The organism is Pseudomonas reidholzensis, assembly GCF_900536025.1.
Classification (GTDB): Bacteria; Pseudomonadota; Gammaproteobacteria; order Pseudomonadales; family Pseudomonadaceae; genus Aquipseudomonas; species Aquipseudomonas reidholzensis.
Genome location: NZ_UNOZ01000030.1, coordinates 18440 through 35396, shown reverse-complemented (window position 1 = coordinate 35396; position 16957 = coordinate 18440). Strand labels below are relative to the sequence as shown.

Annotated in this window: 20 protein-coding genes and 1 tRNA gene; all 21 read right to left on the bottom strand. The window is 62.5% G+C overall.

Annotated elements, in window-relative coordinates; all coding sequences use genetic code 11:
- Nucleotides 1-95 precede the first annotated feature (95 nt).
- The 21 genes from CCOS865_RS19750 to CCOS865_RS19650 all read right to left on the bottom strand — a co-directional run bounded on the left by CCOS865_RS19750 (nt 96) and on the right by CCOS865_RS19650 (nt 16889).
- Nucleotides 96-995 carry a CorA family divalent cation transporter gene (locus CCOS865_RS19750; protein ID WP_119143933.1) on the bottom strand — a complete coding sequence of 300 codons (900 nt, stop codon included), beginning with the start codon at nt 993-995 and terminating at the stop codon, nt 96-98.
- A complete protein-coding gene (locus CCOS865_RS19745; protein WP_119143931.1) occupies nt 992-1945 on the bottom strand; it encodes a magnesium transporter CorA family protein in 954 nt (317 codons plus the stop codon). The genes CCOS865_RS19750 and CCOS865_RS19745 overlap by 4 nt, the downstream gene beginning before the upstream one ends.
- Nucleotides 1942-2244, bottom strand: a complete 303-nt coding sequence (locus tag CCOS865_RS19740; protein ID WP_119143929.1) for a hypothetical protein — start codon at nt 2242-2244, stop codon at nt 1942-1944. The genes CCOS865_RS19745 and CCOS865_RS19740 overlap by 4 nt, the downstream gene beginning before the upstream one ends.
- Nucleotides 2245-2334: 90 nt before the next feature.
- On the bottom strand, nt 2335-3270 hold the full coding sequence (locus tag CCOS865_RS19735; protein ID WP_119143927.1) for a magnesium transporter CorA family protein: 936 nt from the start codon (nt 3268-3270) through the stop codon (nt 2335-2337).
- Nucleotides 3267-3605: a hypothetical protein gene (locus CCOS865_RS19730; protein ID WP_208644556.1), complete on the bottom strand. Its 339-nt coding sequence runs from the start codon at nt 3603-3605 to the stop codon at nt 3267-3269. Before CCOS865_RS19730 ends, CCOS865_RS19735 begins: the two co-directional genes overlap by 4 nt.
- Before the next feature lie 720 nt (nt 3606-4325).
- Nucleotides 4326-4401, bottom strand: a tRNA-Lys gene (locus CCOS865_RS19725).
- A gap of 58 nt (nt 4402-4459) precedes the next feature.
- Entirely contained in the window at nt 4460-5137 is a 678-nt protein-coding gene (queC, locus tag CCOS865_RS19720; RefSeq protein ID WP_119143925.1) for a 7-cyano-7-deazaguanine synthase QueC, read from the bottom strand.
- A gap of 16 nt (nt 5138-5153) precedes the next feature.
- Nucleotides 5154-5801: a 7-carboxy-7-deazaguanine synthase QueE gene (gene queE / locus CCOS865_RS19715; protein WP_119144842.1), complete on the bottom strand. Its 648-nt coding sequence runs from the start codon at nt 5799-5801 to the stop codon at nt 5154-5156.
- Nucleotides 5802-5959: 158 nt separating this feature from the next.
- The gene (gene ybgF / locus CCOS865_RS19710; RefSeq protein ID WP_119143923.1) at nt 5960-6778 is read right to left on the bottom strand and encodes a tol-pal system protein YbgF; all 819 of its coding nucleotides are present in this window, start codon (nt 6776-6778) and stop codon (nt 5960-5962) included.
- Between the two features lie 5 nt (nt 6779-6783).
- Complete coding sequence (pal, locus tag CCOS865_RS19705; RefSeq protein WP_008090230.1) at nt 6784-7281, bottom strand: peptidoglycan-associated lipoprotein Pal; 498 nt, start codon at nt 7279-7281, stop codon at nt 6784-6786.
- Between the two features lie 54 nt (nt 7282-7335).
- Nucleotides 7336-8607, bottom strand: a complete 1272-nt coding sequence (gene tolB / locus CCOS865_RS19700; protein WP_244216160.1) for a Tol-Pal system beta propeller repeat protein TolB — start codon at nt 8605-8607, stop codon at nt 7336-7338.
- 26 nt (nt 8608-8633) lie between these two features.
- Complete coding sequence (tolA, locus tag CCOS865_RS19695; RefSeq protein ID WP_119143920.1) at nt 8634-9710, bottom strand: cell envelope integrity protein TolA; 1077 nt, start codon at nt 9708-9710, stop codon at nt 8634-8636.
- Nucleotides 9710-10162, bottom strand: coding sequence for a protein TolR (gene tolR / locus CCOS865_RS19690; RefSeq protein ID WP_119143918.1), 453 nt, complete (start codon nt 10160-10162; stop codon nt 9710-9712). Before tolR ends, tolA begins: the two co-directional genes overlap by 1 nt.
- A gap of 14 nt (nt 10163-10176) precedes the next feature.
- Entirely contained in the window at nt 10177-10872 is a 696-nt protein-coding gene (gene tolQ, locus CCOS865_RS19685) for a protein TolQ (protein WP_119143916.1), read from the bottom strand.
- A 2-nt stretch (nt 10873-10874) separates the two neighbouring features.
- The gene (gene ybgC / locus CCOS865_RS19680) at nt 10875-11327 is read right to left on the bottom strand and encodes a tol-pal system-associated acyl-CoA thioesterase (protein WP_119143914.1); all 453 of its coding nucleotides are present in this window, start codon (nt 11325-11327) and stop codon (nt 10875-10877) included.
- Nucleotides 11328-11452: 125 nt separating this feature from the next.
- Nucleotides 11453-12499: a Holliday junction branch migration DNA helicase RuvB gene (gene ruvB / locus CCOS865_RS19675; RefSeq protein WP_119143912.1), complete on the bottom strand. Its 1047-nt coding sequence runs from the start codon at nt 12497-12499 to the stop codon at nt 11453-11455.
- Nucleotides 12496-13113, bottom strand: a complete 618-nt coding sequence (ruvA, locus tag CCOS865_RS19670) for a Holliday junction branch migration protein RuvA (RefSeq protein ID WP_119143910.1) — start codon at nt 13111-13113, stop codon at nt 12496-12498. Before ruvA ends, ruvB begins: the two co-directional genes overlap by 4 nt.
- A 108-nt stretch (nt 13114-13221) precedes the next feature.
- Nucleotides 13222-13746, bottom strand: coding sequence for a crossover junction endodeoxyribonuclease RuvC (gene ruvC / locus CCOS865_RS19665; protein WP_119143908.1), 525 nt, complete (start codon nt 13744-13746; stop codon nt 13222-13224).
- A gap of 193 nt (nt 13747-13939) precedes the next feature.
- On the bottom strand, nt 13940-14686 hold the full coding sequence (locus tag CCOS865_RS19660; protein ID WP_119143906.1) for a YebC/PmpR family DNA-binding transcriptional regulator: 747 nt from the start codon (nt 14684-14686) through the stop codon (nt 13940-13942).
- Nucleotides 14687-14797: 111 nt separating this feature from the next.
- Nucleotides 14798-16573, bottom strand: coding sequence for an aspartate--tRNA ligase (aspS, locus tag CCOS865_RS19655; protein ID WP_119143904.1), 1776 nt, complete (start codon nt 16571-16573; stop codon nt 14798-14800).
- 94 nt (nt 16574-16667) lie between these two features.
- Nucleotides 16668-16889 carry an FmdB family zinc ribbon protein gene (locus tag CCOS865_RS19650; RefSeq protein ID WP_119143902.1) on the bottom strand — a complete coding sequence of 74 codons (222 nt, stop codon included), beginning with the start codon at nt 16887-16889 and terminating at the stop codon, nt 16668-16670.
- Nucleotides 16890-16957 lie beyond the last annotated feature (68 nt).

Below are 16957 nucleotides of genomic sequence, written 5' to 3'. Positions count from 1 at the left end.
TTGCCGAGCATCGCGCCCTCCGGGTCCCCGCAGCGATTTCATGCGCAGCGTACCTCAAAGCGCATGACCCGCGGTCAAGCCCGGCGCAAACCTTGTCAGCGCAGCGTGCCGGATTGTTTGACCATGATGATCGGTACGGCGGTCAGTACCAGCACGGCGAACAACTGCGTCCACAGTGAGCCATCCCACGACAGCTCGGGCATCACCCGAAAATTCTGCCCGTACCAGTTGATCAGCGCCGTACCCGGAATGAAGGCGGCCCACAGCACGCTGAACACCTTGGTCACATTGAGGTCGCTGATGGCGACGGTTTCGCCAGCGGCACGGCGGTGGAAGCGTTGCCGTTCGAGCGTGAAGCGCGCGCGGCGCTGCACGCCCTCGATCTCCGCAACCAAGCCATCCACATGGCTTGCGGCCAGCAACGACGGGCGCATCGTCGCACGGCGAAGCCGCAGCGCGGCCTGTTCGAGGTCGTCCAGCGACTGCAGCACGAACGACAGCGGTCCATTGAGCGCAGTGAGGTGGTTATCGACATCGCTCAGGTCTTCCGCGCCGCGCTTGCGGTCGGTGCCCGCGTTCAACTGGAACGCCCGCAGCGCTAGCATGGACACGGTCAGCCCCTGGTCGATGCGATCGAGCACCATGGCGGTCTGGCCCAGCAACTGGTGCAGCAGCACCAGAGAGATGGACTGTGAGCTGTCACATGACAAGCCCTGCGCCTGGATCCGTTCAAGGGCCTGGTTGGGGCGTAGCACGCGGTGTCCGGTCTCCACCGTGAACACCGTCTGGTCATCATCTCCCTGGCGCCAGAGCAGGTCCGTCACCAATACCTGCTGGCCCTGCAAGCGAGCGCAGCGGATGCGCATCGTGGCACCTGGCCGCGCAATGCTCCTGGGCTGCAGATCGACGCCATGCTGCTGATTGAGGTCCTCCAGCGCCTGCGGGTTGGCAGCATGCAGCCGGCACCAGGCGGGCATTCCATAGAGTGCTTTCATCGCATCCACCCCTTGCGTTTGATGTACGCCAGTGGGACCAACGCAAACAGCCCCGTGAGCAGCATGACGATCCACTCGCCCCATGGCAGCTGCAGCTCGGGCATGTAAGCGAAATTCTGCCCATAGAACGCACCCACCAGGGTGGGTGGCGTGAAGACGGCAGTGATCACCGTGAACACCTTGATCACCTGGTTCTGCTTGATATCCAGCGTGGTCATCAGCGACTGCTGAAGGTTGCGGATCTTGTCATGCTGGAAACGCGCGTAACGGCGCAGGCTATGGATATCCGATAGCAACGTAGGCAGGCTCTGCTGCAACCGGGCATCACTGGTGAACCGGCGCAGCCAACGGCCCGCGCGAGCCAGCATCAACTGCCCCTCCACCGCTTTGGCGACCAGTTCTTCGGCCTCCCCGAGGGCAATGGCCGTGCTGGCAATGTCGGCAACGCCTGCCTGACACTTGGACATCTCGAACCCCCCGCTGGCGGCGGCCACGGCTTCGCTGTGTTCGTCCAGGCGTGCGGAGATTTCGCGAATGGCGGCATGCGCTGAGTCGTTGAGCGCCTCGAGAAGGGTGAACATCATCGCCATCGGATCAAGCGTGCCACCGGCTTCCAGCGTCTCGAGCAGCTGCTCGCTGGCCTGGTCCAGTGCGCCCAGGCGCACGTCCTGCTCCACACTGATCAAGACGTGCTTGCCCAGCGCGAAGACCACGGTGGTCTCCAGATACTGATCCGCGGCGCGGATGACCATCTCTACCGGGATGACGATGAAGTCGCCTTCTTCGATTGCAGCGCGTCCGCGCCCCGGCGACAGGTCAAGGCCATGCTCGCGCTGCGCGCCCGCCAGTTGCTCGCCTTGCCGGGCCCACAGCCGCAGCCAGCCGGACGCCTGCAGGCGCTTGTCGGCATGGCCGCAGGCCAGCGGCTGGTCGGATTGATTCTGGATCATGGCTGCTGCCCTCCTTCGGCCGCAACGGCCTGCTCGGTTTGCGCGGGCATGGCGTACTCACCGTACAGGTGCAGGCCGGCGAAACTGCCGAGAATCAGCACGTAGAGGACAATCACGGCGATCATGATTTCACGCTCGATCTGTGCGGTGCGCGGGCGGCTCGCGCGGGCCCGGTCAATGGCCTCCCGACGCTGCACGGCAGCGGGGTTCGAGTCGTTCTGCAGGGTCAGGTCGGCGTTCCAGACCAGCCCCTGGAGGCTGGCCGACGCGGCGGTCGAAGGGTTCGGAGTGTGTGGCATCGGTGGAGTCCTTGTAGGGGAGGATGGCCTTGCCGGCGGCGAACAGGCTACGTCGGCGTGCACCGTGTTCCGCAGGTTCGAGGGCGGCGTCTAGCGCAACCAGCCGCGGTGCTTCACATAGAGCAGTGGCAACAGCGCAAGCCCGGCCGTGAGCGCAATGATCATGGGCTCACCGTATTGCCACTCGAGAATCGGCATGTTGACGATGTTCATGCTGTAGTACGTCGAGATCAGCATGGCCGGCAAGAACACCGCGGTAACCACCGAGAAGACTTTTACGATCTGGTTCTGCTTGACGCTCAGTGCCATGTTGTTGGTGGTCTGCAGCAGACGTACGCGGTCATGGACGAAGCTGACATGCTCCTCGACGGCTTCAATGTCATCGATCAGCGTGCGGAACAGCCCCTGCAGATGCGCATGAACGCTGGGCAGGCGCGCCAGCGTGTGACGGGCAGCCAACGCCAGTTGCAGCTGGCTTTCGATGCAGTCGGACAGCAACTCTTCGACTTCGCCGAGATCGAGCTGCGTGGAGATGACATCACTGGCGCCAAAGTCGCGATCGCGCGCCTCCAGGCTGTTGAGCACCGAGTTGGTCTGTACCAGCACCCTGCCCAGGTCGTCATTCAGCGCGTCCAGCAACTCGTCGGTCGCGTCGTTGATCGCTTGCAGAATGATCGCGAAGCTTTCGAAGGCCGCGACCGTGCAGGCGTCACGCTGCAGCCTCTGCAATGCCACCTCAAGCGGCTGTGGCGCAGGGGCAGGCTCCAGCGAGATCAGCGTGTCGCGGCCGAGCACGAACACCACCCGGCTGCCCTGCTTACGCCCCTGCTCCAGGCTCAGGAAGGTAATCGGGAAAAAGAAGAACTCGCCGTCCTGGCTCAGGTTGCTTTGCAGGGTACGGACGATATCGACACCCAGTGTCTGCCTGATTTCATCCAGCTTGCTCGGCGCATCGGTGCTGACACGCAGCCAGCCATGCGCACCCGCCGGGCAGCAACCGGCGTCAGGAACGTCGTTCTGGGTCATGGCTTGGCTCCTTCATGGGGCAGCGGTTGGGGGCTCTGCTGATCAGGCTTGATCGCCTGAGCGCCGTCATGGAAAGCGGAATGCGAGCCCGAGGTGGAGGAGGTTATGGTTTCCAGCTGATAGTTGCCGATGTGCAAGGCGGCCACAGCCACGATCAGAATCCCCCAGGTGTAGCCCAGCATCGAGAACGACAGACGCTCATAGCGCGACCAGCGTTTCGGCACTTCAGGACGGCGGGTGGAGGGGCGGCGCGCCGCTCGGGTCCAGACCAGCGGCAGGAGGACGGCGTTGGCGGCCAAGCCGCTCGAAGGTGGAGCGCTGCTGATTGTTTGCATGGTGCGGTCTCGTCATGGGTGCAGCCAGGTGCTCGGCCTGCGCGAAAGCGCGCCACAGGCTTGCGAGGCGGTGCAGTAGAGGGAGGTAACGACTCAGGCGCCGGGCACTGCCGTTTGCGGTGGCCTGGGTGGGCGAGGTAGGCCTGAACCGACACGGCTGGACAGGCTATTGGCGAATGGCCGGTCGCTGGGCAACGCCAGCAGCGCGAAAGAATCGCGAAGGGGTGGGATCGGGCGATGGCGCGAGCGGCACACAGGTAGAGCGTGCGGGGGGAGAACATTGTAAAGCCGCATGGGTTTTCCTTGGGGCACTCCGCCACCAAGGCACCTCACGCGTTCAGATGAGCGAGAGCCTCAGAGCCTGTGTCCGATACGTGATAATCATGTTTTTGAGGAAGCTGGGATGGCGCATGCAAAGGCGCCAAACAGGGGCAGGGTCGGGGTCCATGATCGGTTCTCTTCGGTAGCGGCCTGAACCCGGCCGGGGGCGTTGACGCGATGAGGCGACGGACGGAATTTTCTCATCCGACGCTACGCGCGACCAGCTGCCATTGGGGTGTACTTAAGTGACGTGAGGACAGAGAAGATATACCAAGGTATATCTGAGAACGGGGGAGCCATGGAAAGACCCGCCACGGTACAGAGCGGTTGCACGCTGACAATGCAACAGACGAAAAAAAGCCCGCCTACTTGTCCAGTAGGCGGGCTTTTTTCATAAGATGGTGGGTCGTGTAGGATTCGAACCTACGACCAATTGGTTAAAAGCCAACTGCTCTACCAACTGAGCTAACGACCCGTTCGATGGCGCGTATAATACTGATTTCTAACGAGAAATCAACACCCCATAGAAAAATTTATGAAAAATAACGGGTCGGGTCTTCGACACCGGCAGCCTTGAAGCCTTCAGCGCGCAGGCGGCAGCTGTCGCACTTGCGGCAGGCCTGGCCCTGGTCGTCGGCCTGGTAGCACGACACGGTCAGGCTGTAGTCGACACCACGGGCCATGCCGGCCTGGACGATCTGCGCCTTGCTCATGTTCTGCAGCGGCGCCTGGATACGGAAGCCCTGCCCTTCTACCCCCGCCTTGGTCGCCAGGTTGGCCATGCGCTCGAAGGCTTCGACGAACTCGGGACGGCAGTCGGGATAGCCGGAATAGTCCACGGCGTTGACACCGATGAAGATGTCGCGCGCTTCGAGCACTTCAGCCCAGCCCAGCGCCAGCGACAGGAACACGGTGTTGCGCGCCGGCACGTAGGTAACCGGGATGCCTTCGCTCGGGGCCTCGGGGACGTCGATGCTGCTGTCGGTCAACGCCGAGCCGCCGATGCCATCGAGGTTCAGGCCGATCACCTTGTGCTCGACCACTCCCAGATCACGGGCCACGCGGGCCGCCGCATCGAGCTCGGCACGGTGGCGCTGGCCGTAGTCGAAACTCATGGTGTAGCAGCTATAGCCATCGGCCTTGGCCATGGCCACCACGGTGGCCGAATCGAGGCCACCGGACAGCAGGATTACCGCGCGTTTGTCAGTCATGTTGATTCCCCTTGAATCAGCGGCCCGGTTCGTCATTCCACAGATGCTTGTGCAGCTGCATCTGGAAACGCACGGGCAGGTTGTCGGCGACGATCCAGTCGGCCAGGTCGCTGGCACTCACCTGATGGTGGCTGGGCGAGAACAGCACTTCACCGGCGCGCTGCTCCAGGTTGTACTGGATCAGCTTGGAAACCGCCCAGTCGTAATCCTCGCGCGAACAGATGACGAACTTGACCTGATCGTTACGGGTCAGCAGTTCGATGTTCTCGTAGCGGTTGCGGTGCGACTCTTCAGAGCCTGGGGTCTTCAGGTCGACGACGCGACTGACGCGAGGGTCGACCCGGGCAATGTCCAGCGCGCCGCTGGTTTCCAGCGACACTTCATAACCGGCATCGCACAGGCGCGTCAGCAGCGGCAACGCGTTGGGCTGGGCCAGCGGCTCGCCGCCGGTGACGCAGACATAGCGCGGGCGAAAGCCTGCCACCTGCTCGACGATCGAATCGAGGGTGCGCACCGTGCCGCCGGTGAAGGCATAGGCGCTGTCGCAGTATTGGCAGCGCAGGGGGCAGCCGGTCAGGCGCACGAATACGGTGGGCAGCCCAGCCGTTCGCGTTTCACCCTGCAACGAGTAAAAGACTTCGGTAATGCGTAAGGTATCTTGCATGATCGCCACGGGCGTGACAGCTAAACAGGCTGTCCGCCTCCGTCAGGCACTGTCGCGGACTCGACAAGGCGTTATCCGCAGCAGCGTGTTTACGTAAAAGGGCAAAGATTCTAACGAAAAAACCCGCGACAAGCGCGGGTTTCTTTCAAGCAGGCCGTTTACAGCTTCTGCAGGTCTCGCTGAGCCAGCTGCGCGGCGGAGGTGCCGGGGTACTGGGTAACGACCTGCTGAAGGATGCCCTTGACCTTGTCGGTGTGGCCAAGACGGCGCTCGACATCGGCCAGCTTGTACAGCGAATCAGGCACCTTGCTGTGTTTCGGGTACGACTGGCTGACCTTGGCGAAGGCTTGACCGGCACCTTGCAGGTCGCCTTTGGCCAGGTTCACTTCACCCAGCCAGTACTGCGCGTTACCGGCGTACTGGCTGTTCGGGTACTTGCGCATGAAGGCGTTGAATGCCTGGCTGGCCTTGTCGAAGTCCTTCTGCTTGATCAGGTCGAAAGCAGCATCGTAATAGAGCTTCTCTTTCGCCGGATCACCCGGCTCGCCACTGGCGGCAGGGGGTTGCGCGGCAGCGCCAGCGGCGGCGCCGGCAGCTGCACCGGCGGCAGCATCAGGTGCGCCACCGGTTGAAGAATTATCGGGAGTCGCGGCAGGCGCGGCACCACTGTTAATGCGACGGTCCAGATCCTGGTACCGTTCCAGGTTTTCCTGCTTCATGCGCGACACATCGTTTTGCAACTCTTCGATGATGCCTTGCTGGCGGGAAAGCTGGTCTTGCATCTGTTGCAGCTGCATGAACAGCTGGCCCTGTGCAGAAGCGGGGGTCGAAGCCCCCGCTCCGGCATAGGCGCCGCTCGTGCCATAACCCGCGGGCGGATAACTGCTCGCGTTGTCATCTACTACTGGAACCTCAGCCCAGGCCGCGAGCGGCAGGCTGAGTGCGAGGACGGTCAAAGCACGGCGGCACATTCGCATAGGACTTACTTACGCAGTTCTACGCGACGGTTTTGAGCCCAGGATTGCTCGTCGTTGCCGGTGGCAACTGGACGCTCTTCACCGTAGGAAACCAGTTCCAGCTGAGCAGGGGAAACACCCTGCAGAACCAGGTAACGCTGGACGGCTTTGGCGCGACGCTCACCCAGAGCCATGTTGTACTCGCGGGTGCCGCGCTCGTCGGTGTTGCCTTCCAGAACAACACGGTTGCCGTTGGACTTCAGGTCCTTGGCGTGAACGTCCAGAGCGCGCATGGCTTCTGGCTTCAGGTCCGAGCTGTCGTATTCGAAGTAGAAGGTGGTGATTGCGCGCAGGGCGGCTTCTTCGCTCAGGCTGCCATCAACAGCGCCAGTGTTGGCACCGTAACCAGCGTTAGGATCAACAGCGCCTTCACCGGCGTTGTCGCCACCTTTGGAGGAGCAACCTACAGCTACAGCCATGGCCAGAGCCAGCGCAGCGAATTTACCAAACTTCAGCATTTCCATCGTGAAACTCCTAATGAAACCCCAGTGTGTTAAGCAAAACGTGTTACGCCGCAATCAGTTCAGGTAAGGGGACCAGGACGGTTCTCTGACTTCGCCTTGCGCGGTAGGAAGCGGGAGCCTCACGCGTCCGTTGAGAGAGACGAGCATCAAGACTCCCCGGCCCTGCTGGCGGGTGGCGTAGATTAGCATGGTGCCGTTGGGCGCAACAGTGGGAGACTCATCAAGACTGGTCTCGGAGAGAATCTTTACACTTCCGCGCTGCAGGTCTTGTGCCGCCACCTTGAAGTTGGTGAAGCCCTGTTGGCGATGAATCATCACCAACGTCTTCTCGTCCGCCGAAAGTTTCGGGTTGGCATTGTAGTTACCGACGAAAGTTACTCGCTCGGCACTGCCGCCACTTACCGAAGTCTTGTAGATCTGCGGTTTGCCGCCACGGTCGGAGGTGAAGTACAGGGTGTTGCCATCTTTACCCCAGAACGGCTCGGTGTTGATACCCGGGCCTGCGGTAACACGGCTGATCTGGCGCGAACCCATGTTCATCACATAGATGTCCGGGTTGCCGTCCTTGGACAGCACGAATGCCAGGCGCGAACCATCCGGCGACCAGGCCGGTGCACCGTTGAGGCCTTCGAAGTTGGTGACCTGCTCACGGCGACCGGTATCGATGTGCTGGACGAAGATACGCGGACGACGCTGCTCGAACGACACGTAGGCGATGCGCTTGCCATCCGGCGCGAAGCGCGGCGACAGGATCGGCTCACGCGACTGCAGCAGGGTGACTGCACGTGCACCGTCGTAGTCCGAGCGCTGCAGGGTGTAGCGGGTGTTGTTGGCAGAGAAGCGTTCGGCGGTCACGTACAGCATGCGGGTGGAAAACGCACCCTTGATGCCGGTGAGCTTTTCGAACGACTGGTCGGCGATGTAGTGCGACATGTCACGCAGCTGGTCGACGCTGCCGGCGACGCTGCCGGTCAGCACTTGCTGCTCGGTAGCGACGTTGAACAGGGCGTAGGTGACCTGCAGGCGACCACCGGATGGCACGATGCTGCCGACCATCACGTACTGGGCGCCCAGGGCTTTCCAGTCGCGGAAGATGACTTCGCTGGCCTGGCTAGGCTGGCTGATCATGTTCTGCCGTGGGATCGGCGAGTAGTAGCCGGAGTTGCGCAGGTCATTGCCGATGATATCGGCCATGTCTTCTGGCAGCACGCTGCCACCCTGCAGACCGAACGGCACTACCGCGATGGGCGTGGCCCGGTCGCTGCCGCTGGTGACCAGGATGTTCTTTTCCTCTGCAACGGCCATACCTGCCACGCAGCAGAGCATGACCAGCAGTCCTCGAAGGAGTTTAATCACAGCGCTAGATCCTCAGGTGTAAATGTCATCTTGAACGAACGATACGGATTGAACTCGTTCGGCTTCAAGCCCTGCATTTCGGTCAAACGACCAATGTTCTTCACGGCAGCCACTGCCGAGCTGTCAAAGGGCCCGTCACCACTGGAGCGGGACACGCTGACGCTGGTAAGGGTGCCGTCCGGCAGCATGTTGATCTGCAGAACCACTGTCATGCCTTTGCGTGCAGAAGGCGGACGTGCCCAGCCCTCGGCGGCGCGCATGCGGATCAGGTCGTCGAAGTCGCCGGCTACCTGGTCACCCTGCTCGTCAGCCAGAGCCTGCTGCCGTTCGGTGGTGTCGGACAACAGCTCGGCCAGGGCCTGGGCTTTCTTGTCTTCTGCCGCCTTGCGGGCCGCTTCCTGTGCTTTTTTCTTCTGGGCGTCTGCCGCGGCCTTTTTCTTGGCCTCTTCAGCTGCCTTTTTCTTGGCTTCCTCGGCCGCCGTCTTCTTCTTGGCGTCCTCAGCTGCTTTCTTCTTGGCGTCTTCGGCCGCCTGCTTCTTGGCGTCCTCGGCTGCCGCCTTCTTGGCCTCTTCTTCGGCTTTTTTCTTCGCCTCTTCTTCGGCTTTCTTCTTGGCGATGTCGGCCTGTTGCTTTTCAGCGGCCTTCTTCGCTTCGTCGGCTTTCTTGGACTCGGCAGCCTTCTTGGCCTCAGCTGTCTTGGCCGCTTCCTCGGCTTTTTTCGCCTCGGCGGTTTCGCGGGCCTCTTCAGCCTTTTGAGCGGCGTCGGCTTTCTTTTGTTCCGCGGCCTTCACGGCTTCCTGCTCGACCTTCTTCTGCTCCAGCTGCTCGACTTCGGTCTGGCGTGAAGCGGTTTTCTTCGCTTCCCCGGCAATCTTCTGATTGGTCTGGGTGGTCGCCTGGCTCTTGGACTTGAGCTGGTACAGCGTAGCCTGGACGATCGGCTTGGACGGTGGCAGCTCAGGTGTCATGGCGAAGCTGACGAACAGCATCGCGAACACCAGCACGTGCAAGCCGATGGCCCAGACACTGGGCCAGAACAAGCTTTCCGAGGCGGATGGCTCTCGCTGCTGCATCAGGGCGCCTCGGTAATCAGGCCAACGTTACCGACACCGGCCTTCTGCAACCCGCCCATGGCGCCCATGACCGAGCCGTAATCGACAGCCTTGTCGCCACGGATGAAGACCTGGGTCTGCTTGCCCTGGTCACGGCCGGCGGCAATGATCTTGGTCACTGCACTGGTCATGTCCGGCAAGGTCATGGCCTTGTCCATCTGCTTGTCGGTGTCGACCTCGCTGCCAAGGTTCCAGTAGTAGGTCTTGTCGGACTTGATCGAGATGGTCAGGATCTGGACGTTGTTGTCCTGCGGCAAGGCTTCGCTGGAAACCTTGGGCAGGTCGACCTTCACCCCTTGGTTGAGCATGGGCGCGGTCACCATGAAGATGACCAGCAGCACCAACATCACGTCGATGTAGGGCACCACGTTCATCTCGGCGACCGGCTTGCGTTTGTGGCGAACTCGTCCCATGGGTTTCTACCTGATTACTCTTCGCTGGTATGCACTTTACGGTGCAGGATCGCCTGGAACTCGTCGGCGAAGGTGTAGTAACGACCGATCAGCACTTCGCTGCGTGCGGCGAAACGGTTGTAGGCGATGACCGCAGGGATCGCCGCGAACAGGCCGATGGCAGTGGCGATCAGCGCTTCGGCGATGCCCGGAGCCACGGTGGCCAGGGTCGCCTGCTGGGCCGAAGCCAGGCCGCGGAAGGAGTTCATGATGCCCCACACGGTACCGAACAGACCGATGTACGGGCTGGTCGAACCAACGGTGGCGAGGAACGGCAGGCTCTGCTCGAGCTTTTCTTCCTCACGCGAGATCGCCACGCGCATGGCCCGGCCTACGCCTTCCATGACCGCGTCGGGATCCACACCCGGCTGCTGACGCAGACGCGAGAACTCTTTGAAACCGGCCCGGAAGACCTGCTCGACACCGGAATCCGGGTCGGGGTTGCTGCCAGCCTGGCGGTACAGCTTGGACAGATCGATGCCTGACCAGAAGCGCTCCTCGAAGGCATCCAGCGCACGACGACCGGCGCGCAGCATTGTGCTGCGCTGGAAGATCATGATCCATGAGGTGACCGAGGCGGCCACCAGGATCAGCATTACCAGCTGCACCACGATGCTGGCATTGCTGACCAGACTCCACATGGAGGTATGGTCGACGACGTTAGCTTCCACGCTTATTCTCCTGCATTCGATTGAGTACCCGTGCCGCCCGCCAGGAAGGCGTCGCGCAGCGCTGGGGGGATGGCTCGGGGTTTGAAAGTGTCGGCGCGCACGGCGGCCACCAGGAACTGCCCTTCGCAGAGCAGCGTTGCATCTTGTTCGCGCCAGACCTGCTGCACGAAGCGCAGGCTGGCGCGGTTCACCTCGACGACCTGCGCGGTTACCCGCAATTCGTCGTCCAGGCGTGCCGGCGCGTGGTAGCGCGCCTCGGTGGAATGAACCACGAACAACAGGTTCTGCCCGGCCAGTTGATGCTGGGAAAAGCCCAGGTGTCGCAGCCGCTCGGTGCGCGCACGCTCCATGAATTTCAGGTAGTTGACGTAATACACCACGCCACCTGCGTCGGTATCTTCGTAATAGACGCGACAGCGGTGTGCGAACGATTCAAGCCCATTTTGCGCGCGCATACTCTAGTGCTTACTCCTCAGCTTGCCAATCCGCCCGGGCAACTGTTTTTGCTTAAATAATGTCTTAATGCCAGCGCGCCATGGGCATGCCTGCGGTAGGACCACGAAAACCCCGATTCGATCTGTCATTCATCGGTCGCATCGGAAAAATCTCCGGCATCGCCCAGGCGCCCGGGAATGTTCAGCCCGAAGTGCAGGTAGGCATGCCGAGTGACCACACGCCCGCGCGGCGTGCGCATGATGTAGCCCTGCTGGATCAGGTAGGGTTCGAGCACATCCTCGATGGTGTGGCGCTCCTCGCTGATCGCTGCGGCGAGGTTGTCGACCCCCACCGGCCCGCCGTCGAACTTCTCGATCATGGTCAGCAGCAGGCGCCGGTCGGAATGGTCGAAGCCACGCTCGTCGACGTCCAGCAGGTTCAGCGCCAGGTCGGCCACGGCCTTGGTGATCTCACCCTTGCCACGCACCTCGGCATAGTCGCGCACCCGGCGCAGCAGGCGGTTGGCGATCCGCGGGGTGCCACGGGCACGGCGGGCGATCTCGAAGGCGCCCAAGGGGTCGATGACCAGGCCGAGGATCCCGGCCGAGCGGGTGACGATGGTGGCCAGGTCCTTGTCGCTGTAGAACTCCAGCCGCTGGACGATACCGAAGCGGTCGCGCAGGGGGTTGGTCAGCATGCCGGCGCGCGTCGTCGCGCCCACCAGGGTAAACGGCGGCAGGTCGAGCTTGATCGAGCGTGCGGCCGGCCCTTCACCGATCATGATATCCAGCTGGAAGTCTTCCATGGCCGGGTACAGCACTTCTTCGACGATCGGCGACAGCCGGTGAATCTCGTCGATAAACAGCACATCATGCGGCTCGAGGTTGGTCAGCATCGCCGCCAGGTCACCCGGCCGCTCGAGGATCGGCCCCGAGGTGCTCTTGACCGACACGCCCATCTCCTGGGCAATGATGTTGGCCAGGGTGGTCTTGCCCAGGCCGGGCGGACCGAAGATCAGGGTGTGGTCGAGCGACTCGCTGCGGCCACGGGCGGCCTGGATGAACAGCGACATCTGTTCGCGCACCACCGGCTGGCCGATGTATTCATCGAGGCTCAGCGGGCGAATCGCGCGGTCATGCACCTCTTCGCGGTCGCGGCCGGAGGCGGCGATCAGTCGGTCGGTCTCGATCACTTGCTAATCATCCCTTTGAGGCTGCGACGGATCAGGTCCTCGCTGCTCAGGCCGGCCTTGTCCTTGATCGCGGACACGGCCTTGCTGGCTTCCTGGGGCTTGTAGCCCAGCGACACCAGCGCGCTGACCGCATCGGCCTCGGCAGTGGACGCGCCGCCCACCGGGGCCGGGCCATCGGAAACCAGGGCAAACATCGAGGGCGAGGTTTCCCAGGCCTTGAAGCGGTCCTTGAGCTCGACCAGCAGGCGCTCGGCGGTCTTCTTGCCGACCCCGGGCACACGCACCAGCACCGAGGCGTCCTGGGCCTGCACGCAACGCACCAGCTCGTCGATTTCCAGGCCGGACATCAAGGCCAGCGCCAGCTTCGGGCCGACGCCGTTGAGGCGGATCAGCTCGCGGAACAGCTCACGCTCGCGTTTTTCACCAAAGCCGTAGAGCAGATGGGCGTCTTCGCGCACCACCAGGTGGGTGTGCAGGGTGACCGGCTCGCCGACCTTGGGCAGGCGATACAGGGTCGTCATGGGCACCTCGAGCTCGTAGCCCAGGCCATTGACGTCGATAATCAGGTGCGGCGGTTGTTTTTCCGCCAGGGTGCCGCGCAAACGTCCAATCACGTTTTGATCCTTCCTCACGGGCGCCGGTCAACGACCGGTCAACCCTATCAGCAAATGCGCCGAGTGAACGCTTCACCCGGTCAAAATGTGTATCAGCGCATGAAGCGACTACAGACGCAAGCGCCCGCCGCGCCGCCGCGCCGTGGTCAGCCCATGGGGGATCAGGCTGGAACGGGTGTGGGCATGACACAAGGCGATGGCCAGGGCGTCGGAGGCGTCGATCTGCGGCTTCTGGGTGAGCTTGAGCAGGTGCATGACCATCAGCATCACCTGCTCTTTATTGGCACCCCCGGTGCCGGCCACGGCCTGCTTGACCTGGGTGGCGCTGTATTCGGCGATTTCCAGGCCCGCCTCGGCCGCCGCGACGATCGCCGCACCCCGCGCCTGACCGAGCTTGAGCGCCGAGTCCGGGTTGCGCGCCATGAACACCCGCTCGATCCCCATGGTCACCGGGCCGTGCTGCTGGATGATCTCGCTGACGCCGCGAAAGACGATCTGCAGCCGCTCGGGCAATTCACCGGCGCCGGTGCGGATACAGCCCGACGCCACGTATTCGCAACCACGCGCGGTTTGGCGAACCACGCCGAAACCGGTGATGCGCGAACCGGGGTCGATACCAAGAATCAGAGTCATAGCGCCTGCAAGTTGAAAAATGAGGGACAGCATTGTCTCAGTGAGGGTCTCGTTGGCGGCACTGGCCTAATCGCGGGCAAGCCCGCTCCTACAGTAATCCCGATGATCACTGTAGGAGCGGGCTTGCCCGCGATTAGGCCAGTGCACGCACTAGAAGACTGACTGACGGGCCCAAGGGCCTCTGGAGTCTACCTTAACCCAGCTGCTCCATGATCTCGTCAGAGATCTGCGCATTGGAGTAGACGTTCTGCACGTCATCCAGGTCTTCGAGCATGTCGATCAGCTTGAGGACCTTCTGCGCGCCGTCCAGGTCCAGCTCGGCGCTGGTGGTCGGCTGCATCACGATCTCGGCGTCGGCGGCCTTGAAGCCTGCCTCTTCGAGGGCGTTACGCACCGCATAGAAGCTGTTGAAGGAGGTAAAGACGTCGAACGAGCCGTCGTCGTTGCTGACCACGTCATCGGCGTCGGCCTCCATGGCCGCTTCCATCAGGGCATCTTCATCGATGCCGGCGTCGAAGCTGATCTGCCCCTTGCGCTCGAACAGGTAGGCCACGGAACCGTCGGTGCCGAGGTTGCCGCCGCACTTGGAGAACGCATGGCGCACGGCTGCCGCGGTACGGTTGCGGTTGTCGGTCATGGCCTCGACCATGATGGCCACGCCACCTGGGCCGTAACCTTCGTAGCTGAGCTCCTCGACGTCATCGCTCTCGTTGGTGCCAGCGCCGCGCGCTACCGCCCGATCAATGATGTCGCGGCTCATGTTGGCGCCCAGGGCCTTGTCCAGGGCCAAGCGCAGACGCGGGTTGGACGCGGGGTCGGCGCCGCCCTGCTTGGCCGCGACGGTCAGCTCGCGGATCCACTTGGTGAAGACCTTGCCTCTCTTGGCATCCTGGCGCTCTTTGCGGTGCTTGATGTTCGCCCACTTGGAATGACCAGCCATAACGACTCCGAATCCTTGAATCAGAAACAGGTTCCGCCCCGAAGGGCGGAACACGAAGAAATCTGCGCCGAAGCGCGTGGGTGCACCCGCGCGGATGCACCCGGGTCGCGCTTACTCGACCTTGGTCTGCTCGCGCAGACGGATGTGCAGCTCACGCAGGGCCTTGGCGTCGACCAGGCCTGGGGCCTGGGTCATGACGCACGCGGCGCTCTGGGTTTTCGGGAAGGCGATCACTTCACGGATCGACTGGGCGCCGGTCATCAGCATCACCAGGCGGTCCAGGCCAAAGGCCAGGCCACCGTGCGGCGGTGCACCGAACTTCAGCGCGTCGAGCAGGAAGCCGAACTTCTCTTCCTGTTCTGCCGCTTCGATACCCAGCAGACGGAACACCGCCTGTTGCATCTCCTTGCGGTGGATACGGATCGAACCGCCACCCAGCTCAGTGCCGTTGAGCACCATGTCGTAGGCACGCGACAGCGCGGTGGCCGGGTTGGCCTCGAGCTCTTCAGGCGAGCACTTCGGCGCGGTGAACGGGTGGTGCAGCGCAGAGAAGCTGCCGTCTTCGTTCTCGTCGAACATCGGGAAGTCGACGACCCACATCGGTGCCCACTCGCAGGTGTGCAGGTTGAAGTCGTTGCCGACCTTGATGCGCAGTGCGCCCAGGGCCTCGCTGACCACCTTGAACTTGTCGGCACCGAAGAAGACGATGTCGCCATCGACCGCGCCAACGCGATCGAGGATCACATTGAGGTTGGCCTCAGGGATGTTCTTGACGATCGGCGACTGCAGGCCTTCGACGCCCTTGGCGCGCTCGTTGACCTTGATGTACGCCAGGCCCTTGGCACCGTAGATGCCGACGAACTTGGTGTACTCGTCGATCTTGCTGCGCGGCATGCTGGCGGCGCCGGGCACGCGCAGGGCGGTGACGCGGCACTTCGGATCGTTGGCCGGGCCGGCGAAGACCTTGAAGTCGACATCCTTGAGCTGGTCGGCAACGTCGACCAGTTCCAGCGGGTTGCGCAGGTCTGGCTTGTCGGAACCGTAGCGGCGCATGGCTTCTTCGAAGGTCATGTGCGGGAAGTCACCGAACTCCAGGTCCAGCACTTCCTTGAACAGCTTGCGGATCATGCTCTCGGTGAGGCCCATGATCTCGGACTCGTCGAGGAAGCTGGTCTCGATGTCGATCTGGGTGAATTCCGGCTGGCGGTCGGCACGCAGGTCTTCGTCGCGGAAGCACTTGGCGATCTGGTAGTAGCGGTCGAAGCCGGCGACCATCAGCAGCTGCTTGAACAGCTGTGGCGATTGCGGCAGGGCAAAGAAGCTGCCCGCGTGGGTACGGCTCGGCACCAGGTAGTCGCGCGCGCCTTCTGGGGTGGCACGGGTGAGGATCGGCGTCTCGACGTCGAGGAAGCCGTTCTCGTCGAGGAAGCGACGGATGCTGGTGGTGATGCGCGAACGCAGACGCAGCTTCTCGGCCATTTCCGGACGACGCAGGTCGATGAAGCGGTAGCGCAGGCGGGTTTCTTCGCCGACGTCGGAGTATTCGTTGAGCGGGAACGGCGGGGTTTCGGCTTCGTTGAGCACGGTCAGCTGGTAACCGAGGATCTCGATGCCACCGGACGCCATGTTGGCGTTGACCGCACCTTCAGGGCGCTTGCGCACCTTGCCCGTGATCTGCACCACGTACTCGCTGCGCACGCGGTCAGCGGCGGCGAAGGTTTCGGCGCGATCCGGGTCGAACACGACCTGGGCCATGCCTTCGCGATCACGGATGTCGAGGAAGATCACCCCGCCGTGGTCGCGGCGACGATGGACCCAGCCGCAAAGGGTGACTTCCTGGCCGTCCAGGCTCTCGTTCAGTTGGCCGCAATAATGGCTGCGCATCATGATGGTGGTTCGCTTCTCGTGATTCGTGTATTCGGTGGAGGCCTTGGCCGCCCAGAAGGGCTAATACTGCAAGACCCGCTCGGTGCAATTCAACTCAGTCGGCCTTGTCGCCGCCGGCCAGATTCTTTTTTGCCCCGGTCTTGAAGTCGGTTTCGTACCAGCCAGTGCCGCTCAGGCGAAAGCCAGGTACCGACAGCAGCTTCTTCAATGCCGGCGCCTGACAGGCCGGGCAATCGGTCAAGGGCGCGGCGCTGATCTTCTGCAGCGTCTCGAATTGATGATCGCAGTATGCACATTGATAGTCATAAAGGGGCATGGGTGTCTCTCGTCAACCACAACGACTGGCTGCCGGGGCAGCAAAAAGCGGGATTATATATGGTTAAG

Excerpts from the sequence above, each read along its gene's own strand:
- CCOS865_RS19750 (WP_119143933.1), bottom strand. The coding sequence starts at position 995 with ATGAAAGCACTCTATGGAATGCCCGCCTGGTGCCGGCTGCATGCTGCC.
- CCOS865_RS19745 (WP_119143931.1), bottom strand. The coding sequence starts at position 1,945 with ATGATCCAGAATCAATCCGACCAGCCGCTGGCCTGCGGCCATGCCGAC.
- CCOS865_RS19740 (WP_119143929.1), bottom strand. The coding sequence starts at position 2,244 with ATGCCACACACTCCGAACCCTTCGACCGCCGCGTCGGCCAGCCTCCAG.
- CCOS865_RS19735 (WP_119143927.1), bottom strand. The coding sequence starts at position 3,270 with ATGACCCAGAACGACGTTCCTGACGCCGGTTGCTGCCCGGCGGGTGCG.
- CCOS865_RS19730 (WP_208644556.1), bottom strand. The coding sequence starts at position 3,605 with ATGCAAACAATCAGCAGCGCTCCACCTTCGAGCGGCTTGGCCGCCAAC.
- queC (WP_119143925.1), bottom strand. The coding sequence starts at position 5,137 with ATGACTGACAAACGCGCGGTAATCCTGCTGTCCGGTGGCCTCGATTCG.
- queE (WP_119144842.1), bottom strand. The coding sequence starts at position 5,801 with ATGCAAGATACCTTACGCATTACCGAAGTCTTTTACTCGTTGCAGGGT.
- ybgF (WP_119143923.1), bottom strand. The coding sequence starts at position 6,778 with ATGCGAATGTGCCGCCGTGCTTTGACCGTCCTCGCACTCAGCCTGCCG.
- pal (WP_008090230.1), bottom strand. The coding sequence starts at position 7,281 with ATGGAAATGCTGAAGTTTGGTAAATTCGCTGCGCTGGCTCTGGCCATG.
- tolB (WP_244216160.1), bottom strand. The coding sequence starts at position 8,607 with ATGCTCTGCTGCGTGGCAGGTATGGCCGTTGCAGAGGAAAAGAACATC.
- tolA (WP_119143920.1), bottom strand. The coding sequence starts at position 9,710 with ATGCAGCAGCGAGAGCCATCCGCCTCGGAAAGCTTGTTCTGGCCCAGT.
- tolR (WP_119143918.1), bottom strand. The coding sequence starts at position 10,162 with ATGGGACGAGTTCGCCACAAACGCAAGCCGGTCGCCGAGATGAACGTG.
- ybgC (WP_119143914.1), bottom strand. The coding sequence starts at position 11,327 with ATGCGCGCGCAAAATGGGCTTGAATCGTTCGCACACCGCTGTCGCGTC.
- ruvC (WP_119143908.1), bottom strand. The coding sequence starts at position 13,746 with ATGACTCTGATTCTTGGTATCGACCCCGGTTCGCGCATCACCGGTTTC.
- CCOS865_RS19660 (WP_119143906.1), bottom strand. The coding sequence starts at position 14,686 with ATGGCTGGTCATTCCAAGTGGGCGAACATCAAGCACCGCAAAGAGCGC.
- aspS (WP_119143904.1), bottom strand. The coding sequence starts at position 16,573 with ATGATGCGCAGCCATTATTGCGGCCAACTGAACGAGAGCCTGGACGGC.
- CCOS865_RS19650 (WP_119143902.1), bottom strand. The coding sequence starts at position 16,889 with ATGCCCCTTTATGACTATCAATGTGCATACTGCGATCATCAATTCGAG.